The 15,572-nt window shown below is 69.0% G+C and carries 15 protein-coding genes; 12 read left to right on the top strand and 3 right to left on the bottom strand.

The window, feature by feature from the left end; genetic code table 11:
* The first annotated feature begins 101 nt into the window (after positions 1-101).
* The 10 genes from ACT3UN_RS04755 (at position 102) to ACT3UN_RS04710 (ending at position 9,514) form a co-directional block, all read left to right on the top strand.
* Positions 102-1,760 (top strand): hypothetical protein, encoded by a 1,659-nt coding sequence (locus ACT3UN_RS04755; protein ID WP_444656521.1) that lies wholly within the window; start codon positions 102-104, stop codon positions 1,758-1,760.
* A 64-nt stretch (positions 1,761-1,824) separates the two neighbouring features.
* Positions 1,825-2,376: an orotate phosphoribosyltransferase gene (gene pyrE, locus ACT3UN_RS04750; protein ID WP_444656519.1), complete on the top strand. Its 552-nt coding sequence runs from the start codon at positions 1,825-1,827 to the stop codon at positions 2,374-2,376.
* Complete coding sequence (locus tag ACT3UN_RS04745) at positions 2,376-3,101, top strand: lysoplasmalogenase family protein (protein ID WP_444656517.1); 726 nt, start codon at positions 2,376-2,378, stop codon at positions 3,099-3,101. Before pyrE ends, ACT3UN_RS04745 begins: the two co-directional genes overlap by 1 nt.
* Positions 3,098-3,751: a TrmH family RNA methyltransferase gene (locus ACT3UN_RS04740; protein WP_301443530.1), complete on the top strand. Its 654-nt coding sequence runs from the start codon at positions 3,098-3,100 to the stop codon at positions 3,749-3,751. Before ACT3UN_RS04745 ends, ACT3UN_RS04740 begins: the two co-directional genes overlap by 4 nt.
* A 97-nt stretch (positions 3,752-3,848) precedes the next feature.
* On the top strand, positions 3,849-4,217 hold the full coding sequence (locus tag ACT3UN_RS04735; RefSeq protein ID WP_444656515.1) for a hypothetical protein: 369 nt from the start codon (positions 3,849-3,851) through the stop codon (positions 4,215-4,217).
* A gap of 105 nt (positions 4,218-4,322) precedes the next feature.
* Positions 4,323-5,417: a hypothetical protein gene (locus ACT3UN_RS04730; protein WP_444656513.1), complete on the top strand. Its 1,095-nt coding sequence runs from the start codon at positions 4,323-4,325 to the stop codon at positions 5,415-5,417.
* A gap of 60 nt (positions 5,418-5,477) precedes the next feature.
* Positions 5,478-6,302 (top strand): hypothetical protein, encoded by an 825-nt coding sequence (locus ACT3UN_RS04725; RefSeq protein ID WP_444656511.1) that lies wholly within the window; start codon positions 5,478-5,480, stop codon positions 6,300-6,302.
* Between the two features lie 128 nt (positions 6,303-6,430).
* On the top strand, positions 6,431-7,198 hold the full coding sequence (locus tag ACT3UN_RS04720; protein WP_444656509.1) for a hypothetical protein: 768 nt from the start codon (positions 6,431-6,433) through the stop codon (positions 7,196-7,198).
* Between the two features lie 122 nt (positions 7,199-7,320).
* Positions 7,321-8,715, top strand: a complete 1,395-nt coding sequence (locus ACT3UN_RS04715) for an aldo/keto reductase (protein WP_444656507.1) — start codon at positions 7,321-7,323, stop codon at positions 8,713-8,715.
* 73 nt (positions 8,716-8,788) lie between these two features.
* Positions 8,789-9,514 (top strand): SDR family oxidoreductase, encoded by a 726-nt coding sequence (locus tag ACT3UN_RS04710; RefSeq protein ID WP_444656505.1) that lies wholly within the window; start codon positions 8,789-8,791, stop codon positions 9,512-9,514.
* A gap of 47 nt (positions 9,515-9,561) precedes the next feature.
* Here the strand turns inward: ACT3UN_RS04710 and ACT3UN_RS04705 are convergent, their stop codons facing one another.
* The gene (locus tag ACT3UN_RS04705) at positions 9,562-11,031 is read right to left on the bottom strand and encodes a uracil-xanthine permease family protein (RefSeq protein ID WP_444656503.1); all 1,470 of its coding nucleotides are present in this window, start codon (positions 11,029-11,031) and stop codon (positions 9,562-9,564) included.
* Positions 11,032-11,112: 81 nt separating this feature from the next.
* Entirely contained in the window at positions 11,113-12,165 is a 1,053-nt protein-coding gene (locus ACT3UN_RS04700) for an isopenicillin N synthase family dioxygenase (protein WP_444656501.1), read from the bottom strand.
* 245 nt (positions 12,166-12,410) lie between these two features.
* Between ACT3UN_RS04700 and ACT3UN_RS04695 the strand changes: the two genes are divergently transcribed.
* Both ACT3UN_RS04695 and ACT3UN_RS04690 read left to right on the top strand, forming a co-directional pair.
* Positions 12,411-13,193 (top strand): hypothetical protein, encoded by a 783-nt coding sequence (locus ACT3UN_RS04695; RefSeq protein WP_444656499.1) that lies wholly within the window; start codon positions 12,411-12,413, stop codon positions 13,191-13,193.
* 251 nt (positions 13,194-13,444) lie between these two features.
* Positions 13,445-14,344, top strand: a complete 900-nt coding sequence (locus tag ACT3UN_RS04690) for a GDSL-type esterase/lipase family protein (RefSeq protein ID WP_301443877.1) — start codon at positions 13,445-13,447, stop codon at positions 14,342-14,344.
* On the opposite strand, the gene ACT3UN_RS04685 is transcribed toward ACT3UN_RS04690, so the two are convergent.
* Positions 14,313-15,395 carry an alkene reductase gene (locus tag ACT3UN_RS04685; protein ID WP_444656496.1) on the bottom strand — a complete coding sequence of 361 codons (1,083 nt, stop codon included), beginning with the start codon at positions 15,393-15,395 and terminating at the stop codon, positions 14,313-14,315. The genes ACT3UN_RS04690 and ACT3UN_RS04685 overlap by 32 nt on opposite strands.
* Positions 15,396-15,572 lie beyond the last annotated feature (177 nt).

Here is a 15,572-nt window from a genome sequence, read left to right as displayed (position 1 = left end):
CTCGCCGCCACTGCAGGGCGGTGTACCGGTGATCGGGGTCCGGGGGACGCCGCGTGCCGGTGGTTCCCGGCTACACCGCCACCTCGTTTATGCTTGGCATGATGTCTTTCGCCGTCCTCGTCCTTCTGCTCGGGCTCGCGCTGCTGGTTCTCGCCGCGGGCCTGTTCTGGCGTGCGTCGAAGGGCCCCTCCCAGACGCACGCCCCGGCGCCTGTCCCCGAGCAGGTGCCGGACCCCGCACCCGCCCCGACCGCGGATCCGGTGCAGGACGAGTCGACCGAAGACCTGCAGGACGACCTGCCGGAAGAGACGCAGGACGCCGCACCGACGGCGCACCCGGAGCCGGAACGTGAGCCGGAGGCTATCCCCGAGCCGGCCACGGAGCCGGAGGCGGAGCCCATCCCGGAATCCACGCAGGACACCGCTGACACGACCGGCACAGGCGGTACCGCCACCCCCACCGACGCCGCGGCGTCGTCCAACGGCCTGTTCGCCGGGCGTCGTTCGCGACGACAGTGGGCGCAGTCCCACGGCTACGAGTACGCCAAGGAGGACCGGTACCTGCCGGGGGAGTGGCCGGACAGTCTGATGACGCTGATCAGCGCCGACGCCGTCACCGGGTCCGCGGCGACCGTGGCGCGCGACCTGGTCTCCGGGTTCACCGGCGGCCACCAGTTCCACCTCGCCGAGGTCAACGGGGTGACGGTGGTGGCGTTGCGTCGGGAGTTCTTCTCCCCGGTGCGCGTGCACCTGTCCGACACCGCCGGCATGCCCGCCGGGATGCGTCACTCCGAGCTCTGCGACCGTCCGCCGTACACCGGCTACTCCACGGACAACCGTGCGCTGGACCGGATGCTGGACAGCCGTGTGGAGGGGGCGTTGCACGCCCTGGCAGGCTCGGTGTCGGACATCGCGTTCAGCTCCACCTGGGTGGCGTTGAAGATGGGCCGCAGGACCGACCCGCCGATCTGGGACCACGTGCTGGTGCAGGGGCGTGCGCTGGTGGACGCCTCGCGGGTCCTGCCGCCGCGCGTGACCTCGGTCGAGCTCGACCTGAGTGGTGCCGACCCCACGCGTCCGCGCGTGCGTGCCGCGGCGGGTGCCGCGACTGCGGCGACTGCGGCGGAGGACACCGAGGCGCAGGACGCCGGGTCCGCCGCGTCCGGTGAGCGCCAGGCGCCGGCGCACCGCGGGCACCTGCGGGCGGTGCCGGACGCGGCGCGTCGGGCGTCCTCCGCCGAGGGCGCGGAAGGCACGGACACAGGCTCAGCCACAGACGCCGTCTCCGACGTCGACGTGGAGGCCGCCGGCACGGACGGGGACACCGGGCGTCCGCGGATGGAACGCTCGAGCACCCCGGTGGACTTCCCCACGCGCTCGCAGGGACAGACGATGGGGGACACCTCGTCGTTCCCGGAGTACCCGGAGGACGGGGACGCCCCGGACGGAGCCGCGCAGGACCCCGACCCGATCCCCGCGGTCGGGGAGGACCCTGACCACAGCCGTACGGCGTCCGGTGGCGGGCCGCGGGTGATCCGCACCGCCGAGCAGCGCTCCACCATCTTCGGCGAGGACCCGGCCGACAGTGACACCGGCGCAACCGGTGCCACCACCTCCGCCGAGGTGGACATCCTGGGTACTGCGGAGCAGTCCTCGCGGGGGCGCCACCGTGCGCCGTCGGCCCGCCACGCCCGCCACATCGGTGAGTCGGGTGAGTACCCGGAGGTCGACGCGGAGGTCGTCGACCCCGAGGACACCTGAACCCCGTAAGATCCACACCGGACATACCCTCCCGATAACCCACGCAGATAGTTAGGACGCCTCCATGAGCACGCCCACCGTCAACGCCGACAAGTTGCAGCGACTCGCCGAGCTGGTCACCGAACTCTCCGTCGTCCGCGGCCGGGTGACGCTGTCCTCCGGCAAGGAGGCCGACTACTACGTCGACCTGCGCCGCGCCACGCTGCACCGCGAGTCCTCGAAGCTCATCGGTGAACTGCTGCGCGAGCTCACCGCCGACTGGGACTACGTCGCCGTCGGTGGGCTGACCCTGGGGGCCGACCCGGTCGCCACCGCCGTGATGCACGCCGGTGGCGGGGTGGACTCCTTCGTGGTGCGCAAGGAGACCAAGAAGCACGGCATGCAGCGTCGTATCGAGGGCCCGGACATCGAGGGCAAGCGCGTGCTGGTCGTGGAGGACACGACCACTACCGGCAACTCACCGCTGACCGCCGTCGCCGCGGTGCGTGAGGCGGGCGCGACCGTGGCCGGTGTGGCCACCGTCGTCGACCGCGCCACCGGTGCGAAGGACGTCATCGAGGCCGAGGGCGTGGAGTACCGCAGCCTGCTCGGCCTGGAAGACCTGGGCCTGGCCTGATGTCGCGCGCCCGGAACTCGCCGTGGCGCGCGGGCTACCTCGCCGCCGGTGCGGCCTCCGTGGTCGCCGCCGCGGCGGGACGTCGCGGTGACCGGGCGACGAGGCTGGTCAAGCCCGCGCTGATGCCGTTGCTCGCCGGGCACGCCTGCACGCGCGCAGGACGTGGCGGTGGTGCCGGACGCCTGCCGGTGGTGCTCGCCGGGTTGGCCGGCGGGCTGCTGGGCGACGTGGTGCTCATGGGCGAGGCCGGGCGCAGTGATGACGCCGCCACCCGTGCGCGCAACCTGAACCTGGGTTCGGCGGCGTTCAGCGTGAACCAGGTGGCCTACATCGCCGAGCTGTGGCGACGCGGGCACCGTCCGCGCCGTTCGACGGTGGCGTTGCGGCTGCCGGTGCTGGCCTCCGGGATCGTCACCGCGGCGAGCGGTGCGCCGGCCGCACTTCCCGCGGCCGCGGGCTACGGCTCGGCGTTGGCGGCGACGTCCGTGCTCGCGTCCGACCCGCAGGTCGGGGACGCTGACGCGCGTGCGGACCTCTCCGGGGTGGGCCTCGGCGGCAACCTCTTCGTCCTGTCGGACGGGCTGATCCTGGCGCGTCTGGCGTTCCTGCGTGGTGACTCGCCGCTGGTGCGGCGCCTGGACGGTGTGGTCGACGGCCTGGTCATGGCGACCTACGTGGCCGCGCAGCTGCTGATCGTCGAGGGACTGACAGGACGAGAGAGGTGACCGGCCCCACGGAGTGGTTCGATCATCCGGTCGGCGTGGGCCCCTGGGAGCAGGAGTACCCGGGTGTGCCGGTGCCGGAGGACGCGCACTTCGACCCGGAGCTGCTGGCGAACGGGGACCGTCGCAACGTCGTCGACGGGTACCGGTACTGGCGTCTGGAGGCGATCGTCGCCGACATCGACTCGCGGCGTCACCGGCTGCACATCGCGATCGAGAACTTCGAGAACGACTCCAACATCGGCACCGTGGTGCGCACCGCCAACGCCTTCGCCGTGGACACGGTGCACATCGTGGGCCGGCGGCGGTGGAACCGGCGCGGGGCGATGGTCACCGACCGCTACCAGCACCTGATGCACCACCCGGACACCGACTCGGTCACCGCCTTCGCCCGCGAACACGACCTGACGGTGGTGGCCGTGGACAACACCCCGGGCTCGGTGCCCCTGGAGACCGCCCGGCTGCCCGAGCGGTGCCTGCTGCTGTTCGGCCAGGAGGGCCCGGGCGTGACGGCCCAGGCGCAGGACGCCGCGGCGTTGACGGTGTCGATCGCGCAGTTCGGTTCCACCCGCTCGATCAACGCCGGGGTGGCGGCCGGCATCGCCATGCACACCTGGGTCCGCCAGCACGCGGACCTGGGAAACGCATGGTGAAGTTCTGCTGACGGTCCGTGAGAACCATTGGCAGGGCAGGGGATAAAAGGTATGCTCATATCGTTTTGAACCAACTTATGAGAAAGTTCGCTGCTTAATGAGCAATTCCTCCGCCCCCGCCAATGCCGCAAACACCGCTGACGCCACCGCCGCCGACCAGGCCTCGGCCGACACGTCCGCCGAGGGACGTCGCGGCGGACTGATCCTGCTGGCCACCGGTGCCGTGCTGACGGTTCTCGGCGTGATCGTCGCCCTCGTGGCCGGTTCCGACGCCACGGTGGCGATCCGTCGTTCGGAGATGGGGGTGTGGGCCATTCTGCTGCCGGGTGTCTTCGGAATCCTCGTCGGCATCTACGGCTACACCGTGCGGCAGGCCTACCAGGCCAAGGGGGCGGGCAAGGCCTTCATCGTCGTCTCCGTGCTGGTGGCGCTGCTCTTCCTGCGCATGGCCTACAGCGCATTCTGAGCCGTGCACGCCTGACCCTCCGACGTTAAGGACATCAGTGCCCCTCTCCACACTGACCTCCGCCCAGTCCTCCCTGCACCCGACCGGAATCGGGTGGTGTGGCCGATGAGCGACCGGGAGTTCATCCTGCGCAAACTGGCGACCAACCTCGGCATCCTCGTGCTGATCATCGCGGTCGTCGCCGTCCCGTTGCTGTCGCTGCGCGCCGTGGCGGCCGAGACCGGCACCTTCTCCGGTGACCCGGAACGCGAGCTCACCGTGCTGAAGGACGGGGTGTCCGACGGTGCTGCCGGCGTCACCGGTGACGAGATGGACATCATCGCCGACATGGACGACGTTGACACCGTGACCGTCGGCGACGGCGCCGGCATCCACGCCGACACCGCCGGCGAAGTCGACGGCGACGGCTGGAACGGGCTGGTCTACGAGTACCGGCCCTCGGCCCGGCCGGACGGCGTCTCCGACGGCTTCTCGCTGGACGGCGACCAGATCCTGGCGCCCGACTCCCTCGACGGGCACGACTTCACCGCGGACCTCGGCCGCGACATCGACGTCTCCTCCACCGTCAAGACCGGTGAGTCGACCGGCACCTCCAAGAGCTCGTCGATGCTGGTCGCCGGCACGTACGGTGAGAAGCAGGCCGGTCTGCCGCCCAATGCCTTCTTCGGTTCCCACGACCTCGTGGTCTCGTTGCTGGCGAAGCGTGAAGGGGTCAGCGAGCGGGAACTGACGAGTGACGTCGGGTTCGACACGGTCGCCGTCACCGTCGCGCAGGACGGCGACGCCGACGCCGTGGTGTCGGCGTTGGAGAGCCGGGGGTACTCGGCCGGTGCGGACAAGGACCGGCCCGGTGGCGTCCTCGGGGCGCTGACGGGGGCGCCCGTGCTCGTCGCCGTCGTCCTGTTGTCGTTCATGCTCGTCGTCGGCATGCTCGCCACCGGCGCTGCGCGCCCTCCGTCCACGCGTGCCGGTGTGGTCGGCGCGGGTGCGCGCGGTGCGGTGGCCGGGGGACTGGCCGGCGCGGCGGTCGGGGTCGGGGTGGTCACCACCGTGGTGGGGGTCGACAACCTCGTCCCCGACGTCCTGGTGGTCGCCGTGGGCACGTTCGCCGTCCTGGTCACACTGGTGTTGGCGGTGTCGTGGACGTCGGTGCTCGTGTCGGAACGACGGTACGGGGAGCTGGGGTCCAGGGGGCATTGAGCCTCAGGGTACGGTTATAACGACGTTTTATTTCACAGAGTTAAGGATGCCCCGGTTCCCATGATCCGTCGTTTCACCACGCCCCTGTCCCTCGCCGTCCTCCCGTTGGCGGCCTCGTTCGCGCTCGTGTCGTGCGGCTCCGACGACGCCGCGGCGTCTGACGAGACCACCGCCGCCGCCGTCGAGGTCCCGGACGCCGGCCAGCCGGCCTCCGGCGCCCCGTCCGACCTGATCATCGACGACACCCTGACCCCGGAGGGCTACGAGTACACCCCGCCGGCAGCTGAGGGGGAGCCCTCGCTGGCGGAGATGCTCAGCGAACTCTCCGACAATCCGGAGCTCGCCGACGCCGAAGGTCTCGTCGGTGGCCAGGCGCTCGGCGAAGTCGCCATCGCCGACCCCTTCCAGTGCACCGGTCTGGCCATCGACGGACTGACCGTCATGGACTGGATGTTCCGTCCCGCCGGTTCCACCGCCACCGCCGGCTACACCCTGCTGGACAACGACGAGGACGGTGTCTACGTCATGGTCACCACCGACGAGGTGGACCCGCAGACCTTCCCGGCGGACGTCTCCGAGTGCGCGGAGTTCACCCGCGAGATGACCGACGAGACCGACAACACCCTGCAGCACTACTCCGCTGAGCCGGTGGACGTCACCGTCGAGGGTGCGGACGTCCTGGGTGCGGCCCGGGTGACGATGACCGGGGTCGACCTCAACGGCGAGCCCATCGAGGGTGAGGGTGTCGGCGAGTCCCTGACCACCGTGACCGCCACGGTCAACGGTGTCACCTACACCATCGCCGCGTCCGACGCGACGGGCACGGAGCTGGTCAGCAGCCTGGCGTCCGCACAGGCGCAGCGCATCGCCGCGGCCAACGTGTGACCCGGCATTTCCGTTGACGGGACGCTGTTTACGCAGTTCATGGAGGGTGTAGCGGGGAATATTCGTTCCCGTGGCCGCGCGGTACGGTCACTGGCGACGTTGCCACCTCCTCCAAGTTAAGGATGCTCATGGTTCCCATGACCCGTCGCTACCGCACGCCCCTGGCCCTCGCCGCCCTCCCGCTGGCGGCCTCGTTCACGCTCGTGTCCTGCAGCTCCGGGGGCGCCGAGATCGCCGCGGACGAGGCGACGCCGCAGGACACGATGGAGAACCGGCCGGCCTCCGACACACCGTCGGACGTCCTGCTGGACGGGTCGAGCGCCCCGGAGGGGTACTCCTACGAGGCGCCCGATCCGGCGGACATGGCCGAGCTCGCGAAGTTCTTCGACGGCGAGGAGGACGCCCCTACCCAGGCGACGACGCCGCCGCAGTGCGCCAGCCTGGCGGTCGACAGCGGGTTGCTGATGGAGTGGATGCTGGAGCCGACCGACCGGACCGCCGTCGCGTCCTTCACGCTCGACGGCGACGATGAGTCCGGCGTGTTCGTGCGTGTGACCAGGGGGACGCCGCAGGACGGCCTGCCGGACGCCGCGGAATGCGGCGAGTACTTCCGGGACATGGACACCGAGATGGGGACGATGGAGAAGTACTTCGTCGCCGAGCCCGTCGACGTGGAGCTCGACGACGTGGACGAGCGGACGGCCGCGGACGTGACCGTCACCGACCTGCTCCTGGGCGGCGAGGAGCTCGACTCCGAGGCGGTGGGGGAGACCGTTCTGTTCGTCGCCGCCACCGCCAACGGCTGGACGGTGAACGTGATCGTCGCAGGTGAGGCGGATGAGGAGCTGGCCCTGGCGCTGGCCCAGGAGCAGGTCGACCGGATGCGCGTCGTGTAGGACCGGTTGCGTACCGCCCGGTACACTATGTACTGTACCGGTTGGAACACAAAGGCGTTCGCCTGAACTGTTCCACGCTGCGGCATCCGCCTTGGCGTGCGTCAGCACAGAACGGGAGAACCGTGCCGGAGGCAACCACGCCACAGGTAACGAGGCCACTGATCCGCGCCACGGTGCGGTCCTACCTCGACGGCATCAACAACGGCGGTGGGCGGGACGTCCTCGCGCTCTTCGCCGGGACGGCGACGGTCGAGGACCCGGTGGGTTCCGACGTCGTCGCGGCGTCCCGCTGGTACGCCGAACCGCTCGACCCGGCGGTCCGCGTCCGGCAGGTCGCCCCGGTCTCTGTGTCGTCGGACGCGCGTGCGGCTGCCGTGGCCTTCGAACTCCGGATGCCGTGGGATTCACGGCAGGCGAGCGTCGACGTGGTCGACGCAATGGAGTTCGACGAGCACGGAAAGATCACCTCACTGCGGGCCTACTGGTCACCGCAGGACATCCCGTCCGAGAACAGCCAGGAGAACACCATGCCCACCACAGTCCATGCATCCGATCTTCCAGACTCTCCACACTCTCCCCCGACCGCACTCGGCACATGGTCGTGGGGCGCCGGCAGCGTCGGCGGTGACGAGGTCTTTGGCAACCACCTGGACGAGGGCCAGCTGGAGGAGGTCGTCGCCACCGCCTTCGACAAGGGGTTCACCCTCTTCGACACGGCCGCCGTCTACGGCGAGGGAAGCTCCGAGCGCATCCTCGGCACACTGCTGGCACCGTACGACCGTGCCAGCTACCGGTTGTCGACGAAGTTCACCCCGCAGCTCGCCGGCCCGGAGAGCAACGCCGTGGAGGCGATGCTCGAGGGCAGCCTGGAGCGGCTGCGCACCGACCACGTCGACATCTACTGGATCCACAACCCCGCCGACGTGGAAAAATGGACCCCGCAACTCGCGCCGCTGGTGAAGGATGGTCGGGTGGGCAGCGTCGGGGTGTCCAACCACAACCTGGAGGAGATCACCCGTGCCCGGGAGATCCTCGCCGCCGAGGGGGTGGAACTCGCCGCGGTGCAGAACCACTACAGCCTGATCTACCGCGCCTCGGAGGACGCCGGCATCCTGGACTACTGCCGCCGCAACGGCATCACCTTCTACTCCTACATGGTCCTCGAACAGGGGGCGCTGACCGGGAGGTACGGCGCGCACAACCCGTTGCCGGAGGGCAGCTACCGGGCGGCGACGTACAACGACATCCTCCCGAAGCTCGGCGAGCTCACCGACGCTCTCGTGGCTGTCGGCAAGGAGCACGGGTCCCGCGGTTACTCGGCGGCCGAGGTGGCCACGGCGTGGGCCCTCGGCAAGGGGACGGTCCCGATCATCGGCGCGACCAGGGCGAGGTACCTCGACTCGCAGGAACGCGCGGCGGAACTCTCACTCACCGTCGATGACGTCGAACGGCTCGAACGACTCGGCAAGGCGGCCAGTGTGGACACCCGTGGCTCCTGGGAGAACCCGATGGCGTAGGTGCGACCACCGCACCCCACGACGATAACCGTCCGGCGCAAAGGCCGTCCGGACTGAATAAAAGGAGGTTGACATGGTTGACATCAACGGAGCAGTTGTCCTGGTGACCGGGGCGAACGGAGGGCTGGGGTCGGAATTCGTGACGCAGGCCCTCGCACGCGGGGCGTCGAAAGTGTACGCAACCGCTCGACGTCCCCGGGAGTGGGACGATGAGCGCATCGTCCCGCTGACGTTGGACGTCAATGACATCGACTCGATCACGTGGGTGGCTGAACGTGCCTCCGATGTGACGGTGCTCGTCAACAACGCCGGTGTCTCTCCCCGGACGCCCCAGCTCATGGAAACCGGGATAGCGGAGTTGAACCGGGTGATGGCGACGAACTTCTTCGGTCCCGTCCTGGTGACGCAGATGTTTTCACCGGTTCTCGCCAAAGCGGAGTCTCCTGCCGTCGTCAATGTTCTTTCGGCGGCGAGTTGGAATTCGGTGGGCGGGATCTACAGTGCGTCCAAGGCGGCGTTCTGGTCGGCGAGCAACTCCTCCCGGGTGGAGCTCGGAAAGCTCGGAATCCACGTCCTGGGGGTTCATGCGGGATTCATCGACACTCCGCTGTCTGCGAACATTCCCCTGCCGAAAATCTCCGCCTCCAGTGTCGTCGACGACACCTGGGATGCCCTGGAGCGTGGTGACTACGAAGTCCTCGTCGATGAGACGTCACTCAAGGCCCGCAGGGAATTGTCCGGGGACATCTTCGAGCAGTACCCGGAACTGGCCGACCTGCACAGCGAACCGGAGCTGTGATCCTCTCCTCCGACAGGAGGAGAGGAACGCAGCCTGAACCGTGTCGCCTACACGAACACCGACTCCGGTTCGGGACGCTGTTCATCACGGGCGGCACGCGCCCGGTCGGCGATGGAGGTGTGGTTGAACAGCAGGTTGAGGCCGAAGGCCGCCAACGCGGCCAGGACCACGCCGTCGGAAAGAAGGGTCTGCGCCCACTCCGGGAAGTTCGACCAGATGTCGGAGGAGAACTTCGACAACAGCCCCAAAGCCACCGCCAGGGCGATGATCGTGGAGTTCACGGTGTCGGTGAGATCGACCTTGCGCAGGGTGTTCACACCCACCGCGGCGATCGAGGTGAACAGGATCAGGGAGATCCCGCCGACCACCGGGTCCGGCAGTGCGGCGATGACCGCACCGGTCACCGGTGTCAGCCCCAGCACCAGCAGGATCACCCCGGCCGTCGCCGTAACGTAGCGCGAGTGCACCCGCGTGGTGCGCACCGCGCCGACGTTCTGGGTGAAGACGGTGTCGAAGAACCCGTTGAACACACCGCCGAGGACGCCGGACGCCGCGTCGCCCACGAGCGTGCGCGCCACGTCCGAGCGCGACGTCTTCTTCCCCGTGATCTCGGACAGCGCACTCACGCTGGCGATCGTCTCGGCGAAAAGGAACATCATGACCACCGACATCGACAGCACACCGACCAGGGGGAACTCCGGGGCGCCGAAGTGGAACGGCTTGACCATGGCGAACAGCGGTTCGTCGCCGACACCGGAGAAGTCCAGCAGTCCGGCGGGCCAGCAGACCAGCACGCCGACGATCGTCGCGATGATCAGCGACGCCTTGGCCACCACACCGCGGGCCAGACAGGACAACCCCACCGCGATGAGCACCACGAGGGCGGCGATGCCGATGGACGCCGGGCTGGCGTAGTCCGGATTGTCCTGGCCGTCGACCATCGGTCGGCCGACCACGAGGCCGGCGGAGACTCCGATGAGCGAGACGCCGAGGACCAGCAGGACGGTGCCGGTGACCAGCGGAGGGAAGTACTTCAGCAGTTTGCTGAACGGCCAGGCGAGCACCAGGCCCACCACACCGCCGGCGAGCATGCAGCCCCAGATCGCGGGCAGTCCGTAGGTCTGCCCGATGGAGATCATCGACGCCACCTGGACGAAGGCGGCGCCGCCGATGATCGGCATCCGCCCGCCGGCCACACGTCCCACGCCGAGGGACTGGATCAGCGTGATCACACCGGCGACCAGTAGGTCGGCGTTGACCAGCATCGCCATGGTCTCCCGGTCGAGGCCCAGCGCCGCGCCGAGCGCGAGCGGGACGGACACGCACCCGACGTACATGATCAGGACGTGCTGGATGCCGAAGGTGAGGTTGTGGCGCCAACCGAAGTTGGTGTCCACGGCGGACCCGTCGGTGGAGAAGCCGACGTCCTGCCCCTGCTGCGTGGTGGTGGCGGGGTCGTGGGCGCGCGGCGGCGGCGTCCGGTCGGTCCGGTCGGTGCGGTTGAAGGTGGCGGTCATGGGTGAGGATGCTCCTGAGCGAGGTGGTGCTTGAGCGGTGGTGGGGGAGGGGACGGACCGGGGGACGACCCCGGTGCCGGACTACTTCGCGGACTCGGCCTTGCTGAAGTTCGCGCAGATGCGCATGTCCAGGTACTCACCGGCGGTCATCCGCTCGTACTTGTGGTCGGGACCCTCGATCACGGCGTCGCGGTCGGCCTGGGCGAAGTAGGGCATGGAGTAGCGCTCGGGGATGTCCACGCCCACGTCGGCGGCCTTGACCCGGTGGAAGTTGGACTTCAGCCGGTCGTCGCTCCAGCGCATCAGCATGTCACCGATGTTGCAGGTCAGGATGTCGGTGAAGGCGGGCACGGGTGTCCAGCTCTGCACGTCCTGCCCGGCGTCCGCACCCGGCATGACCTGCAGGCCGGACTCACCGTCGGTCTGGAACAGCAGGGTGAGGCAGTTGAAGTCGGTGTGTGCGCCGGCACGCCACACCGGGGCGCCGTTCTCGTCGGCGACGTTGTCCTCCGCGGCCACGGCCATGTAGTGGATCATGCGCAGCGTGCACTGGTGCAGCTCGGAGGCGGGGTTGTGGACCTTGGTGAAGTAGTCGCGTTCGAAACCGAGCTTCACGGCGAAGAACTCGAGGATGCGCATCGCCACGTCGTGGCAGCGGCTCTCGAAGTCCAGGGTGTCGGCGCGGAAGTCCGGCAGGGTCTCCTCGTCGAGCCACAGGCCGTCCATCAGCGGGCGGGTGACCTGGTAGCTCTCCTTCTCGTCCGGGGTACCGGTGGACGGGCGGATCTGGGACTTGTGCTCGAAGCCGACGTTCTTGCCCTTCGGCTTGGCCACGGTCTCCAGGGTCTCCTTCGGCAGCGCGAACAGGCGGCGCGACTCGGCGAAGGCGGCCTGGATCTCGTCCTTGGCGATGCCGAAGTTCTTCAGCTGGAAGAAGCCGATGGTGGTGGCGGCGTCCCAGAGTTCCTCCGCCTTGGCGTCCCACTGCTCGTCGCTGAGGTCCCAGTCGTTGACGTCGATGACGGGGACTGCCCGGTCGGTGGTCTCGGTGCCGACGCCGCCCATCCTCGCCTCGAGGTCGAGCTCGGCGTTGCTGTAGTTGTCGGTCGTGCTGGGCGTGGTGGTCTGAACCATGATGGTCCTTTCACGTCACGCGGTTTCCCCTACGGTCGTACGCTCCGTCATCCCGACGCCGTGCGATGAAGACCCGGCTGAGCCGCTGTTGGTCTTGTTACGGGACTCAATCTATGAGTCCGGCATTTCGAGGTTGTGCCGCTTCTGTGACGACTGTGTTGCCGACGTGGCGGGCCGGTAAACAGCTAGAATCGACCGCACTCGGCAGCCGTCGAGCATGCCGGCCACACCCCTTGGAGGACCACGTGAAGCTGCCGAAGCCTTTTGCCCGCCGCGGGAAGAACAAGAAGGACGCACCGGACGTCCCCGGCCCCGTCGCCGAAGAGGAGCTGTCGGAGGAGTCACGCGAGGCGTTGAAGGGCATCGCCGACCTGGACGAGCCGGACGGCAGGATGGCGCGCCAGTTCTTCCGCGCCGTGGACAAGGCCTCCGAGGTGCAGTCCCCGGTGATCGAGAAGTACGTCGACCACATCCAGCGCAGGCACCGCCGTAAGTCGGTCGCCCGTCAGCAGCGCGTGATCGACCGGCACTTCCGCACCCTGGCCACCGGCACGGGTGCGGGTACCGGTGCACTGGCGTTCTTCCCCGGGATCGGCACGGTGCTCAGCATGGGTGCCGCCGGCGGGGAGGCTCTCGGTGTGGTGGAGGTCTTCGCGCTGTACACGCTGGCCAGCGCGCGGCTGCGCGGTGTGGACATCAGCCACCGGGAGGCAAGGCGGCGGCTGATCCTGTTCAGCATCGCCGGTGCCGCCGGTAACGACGCGGTGTCCGCGGCGTCCGGCAAGAAGGGTGTGACGGGGCTCCGGAAGCTGGGCAGCGCCAGCGAGGCGCAGAAGCGCAACATCAACTCACGTCTGGGACGCATCGCGTTCCGGCAGCTGCGCCGACGGATGACGGGTGCCGCGTTCGCGAAGATGCTTCCCCTGGGCATCGGCGCGGTGCTGGGCGCGCGGTCCAACCGCAAGCTCGCGCACATGATGATCCGTCACACCCACGCCGTGCTCAGCGAGGAGGGCAAGGCCCGCTGAGGCGGTCTCTCATCAGGTCGGTGTACGGACGGCGACAGGTTGGTGGTCCCGCATCTGATCGACGATCTCTCCACCACGGGTGAGGGCAGGATGCTTCGTCTCATCGGGGGTGAATAGGAAAGCCGGGAGTACCGCGATTCCGCCTCCTGCCCGACATTGCGGCGCGCAGCGGGTTAGTGTTCTGGCATGACGGGCCGCGGACGGACCGCGCCCATGCGCCCCAGTACTCCCCGGAAAAAGGACACCCCTCAATGCGCCGATCCACCCGAGCCCTCGCCGCCTGCCTACTGCTGTCCGCCAGCGTCGGCTCCGGCACCGCCGCCGCCAGCGCGCCGTCCGACACCGCACAGGACGCACCGTCCGAAGCAGCGTCCGACGTCAAGAACGTGGTCACCTACGGTGACTCGTACGCCGCCAACCCGCACCAGATCGTGGGCATGGCGAACCAGTACGAGGAGCTCAAACCGTTGCTCGCCGACTACCCGCGCACCGGGCAGCTCGAGTCCGGCAAGGAGTGCCTCCAGGCGCCGGACAACTGGCCGCGCCTGCTGGAGAACGGCGGCGAACTCGATGTGAGCGACTGGTCCTGCACCGCCCAGACGTCACGCACGATGCTCGACCGCATCGACGCCAGCATCGACGCCGGCGACCTCACCGCCGACACCGACTCCGTCGTCTTCCCCGTCGGCCTCAACAACTTCGGCCCGTGGGGTCAGAAGGACGGTCTGGACGTCACCGACTTCGACGCCGTGCAGGACGCCTACGCGTCCGACATGCGCGAGGCCGCGCGCCGGGTGCGCGCCGTCGCGCCGGACGCCGAGCTCGTCATCGGCGGCATGCCGCAGCTCACCGCAGGTGACACCTTCTGCTTCGTCAACGTGGTGCCGGACCGTCCGTTCGGTCTGCCCGTGGAGTACCTGACGCGCGTGCAGGACGCCGCGCAGTCGATGCAGCGCGACAGTGCCGCCGAGATCGGCGCCGAGTTCGTGGACCTGCGGGCGAACAGCCAGGGCCACGACTCCTGCGCCCCCGACCAGCAGCGCTACATCGCCGGGCTCATCGACACCACCACCCCGGACTACAAGATGATCGTGCACCCCTCGCAGCTCGGCCAGGAGTTCATCGCAGGGCAGGTATCTGCTGCGCTGTAGGGTAGTCGGTGTAGCCGACGGCGGGGTCCGTCCCTTCGTCGGCGTAGAACGTCGAGGAGTCAGGGGTGTTCCACTCCAGGCCCTCGGCGATGCGTTCGGCCAGGTCAGGGGTGGCGATGTAGTCACGGCCGAAGGCGACGGCGTCGGCGCTCCCGCTGGCCACGATCCGCTCGGCGTCGGCGAGGCTCATCTCCTCGTTGGCGATCACCGGCCCACCGAAGTTCTTTTTGATCAAGGTGAGCCGGCTGTCCTCGGCCTCGATCTCGCGGATGAACAGGAACGCCACGTCGCGGCGTCCGAGCTCGGTGGCGACGTGACCGAAGACCGTCGCCGGGTCGCTGTCGCCCATGTCGTGCTCCTCGCCGCGCGGGCGCAGGTGCACGCCCACCCGGTCGGCGCCCCACACGTCGATCGCGGCGTCCACGATCTCGAGCAGGAAGCGGGCACGGTTCTCCACCGATCCGCCGTAGCGGTCCTCGCGGTGGTTGGTGCTGTCCTGCAGGAACTGGTCGATGAGGTAGCCGTTGGCGGCGTGGATCTCCACGCCGTCGAACCCGGCCTCCTTCGCGTTCTGCGCCCCGCGGCGGAAGTCCTCGACGATGCCGGGGATCTCCTCGGTCTCCAACGCCCGCGGGGTGGTGTACGGACGTTTCGGACGCAGCCCGCGCACGCGTCCTGCCGCCTGCACCGCACTCGGGGCGACGGGGGTGTCGCCGCCGAGAAGCTCCGGGTCGGAGATGCGTCCGACGTGCCAGAGCTGCAGGAAGATCCGTTCGCCGGCGTCGTGGACGGCGTCGGTGGTCTGCGTCCAGCCCTGCACCTGCTCCTCGTTCCAGATGCCCGGGGTGCCGAGGTAACCCACGCCCTGGGGTGAGACGGAGGTGGCCTCGCTGATGATCAGCCCGGCCCCGGAGCGCTGGTGGTAGTACTCTGCCATCAGCGCGGTCGGCACGCGTGACTCCCCGGAACGGCGCCGGGTCAGCGGCGACATGATCACCCTGTTGGGCAGCTCCAGGGCGCCGAGGTGCAGTGGTTCAGACAGGTTGGACACGGTGTTCTTCTTCCCTTGCTTTCTTGCTTCGTCGCTTCGTTGCTTTTCCGTCAACCATGGTCCCCGTCCCGAGGGGTGTTAGCCAGAGCCTCCCTGATGGTGCGACTGGCGGAGGTACCACTGACAGGGTCATGCTCGTGCGCCGGCGAGGGTGCCTGGGGAGGGGAGACGGCACCT

Origin of the sequence: Corynebacterium sp. AOP12-C2-36 (assembly GCF_052379185.1) — a bacterium.
Lineage (GTDB): Bacteria > Actinomycetota > Actinomycetes > Mycobacteriales > Mycobacteriaceae > Corynebacterium.
Note: the sequence above shows the minus strand (reverse complement) of the source record. Positions and strands in the feature narration are given on the sequence as shown.

Coding starts and splice junctions, on each gene's coding strand:
- ACT3UN_RS04755 (WP_444656521.1), top strand. CDS start 102: ATGTCTTTCGCCGTCCTCGTCCTTCTGCTCGGGCTCGCGCTGCTGGTT.
- pyrE (WP_444656519.1), top strand. CDS start 1,825: ATGAGCACGCCCACCGTCAACGCCGACAAGTTGCAGCGACTCGCCGAG.
- ACT3UN_RS04745 (WP_444656517.1), top strand. CDS start 2,376: ATGTCGCGCGCCCGGAACTCGCCGTGGCGCGCGGGCTACCTCGCCGCC.
- ACT3UN_RS04735 (WP_444656515.1), top strand. CDS start 3,849: ATGAGCAATTCCTCCGCCCCCGCCAATGCCGCAAACACCGCTGACGCC.
- ACT3UN_RS04730 (WP_444656513.1), top strand. CDS start 4,323: ATGAGCGACCGGGAGTTCATCCTGCGCAAACTGGCGACCAACCTCGGC.
- ACT3UN_RS04725 (WP_444656511.1), top strand. CDS start 5,478: ATGATCCGTCGTTTCACCACGCCCCTGTCCCTCGCCGTCCTCCCGTTG.
- ACT3UN_RS04720 (WP_444656509.1), top strand. CDS start 6,431: ATGGTTCCCATGACCCGTCGCTACCGCACGCCCCTGGCCCTCGCCGCC.
- ACT3UN_RS04710 (WP_444656505.1), top strand. CDS start 8,789: ATGGTTGACATCAACGGAGCAGTTGTCCTGGTGACCGGGGCGAACGGA.
- ACT3UN_RS04705 (WP_444656503.1), bottom strand. CDS start 11,031: ATGACCGCCACCTTCAACCGCACCGACCGGACCGACCGGACGCCGCCG.
- ACT3UN_RS04700 (WP_444656501.1), bottom strand. CDS start 12,165: ATGGTTCAGACCACCACGCCCAGCACGACCGACAACTACAGCAACGCC.
- ACT3UN_RS04690 (WP_301443877.1), top strand. CDS start 13,445: ATGCGCCGATCCACCCGAGCCCTCGCCGCCTGCCTACTGCTGTCCGCC.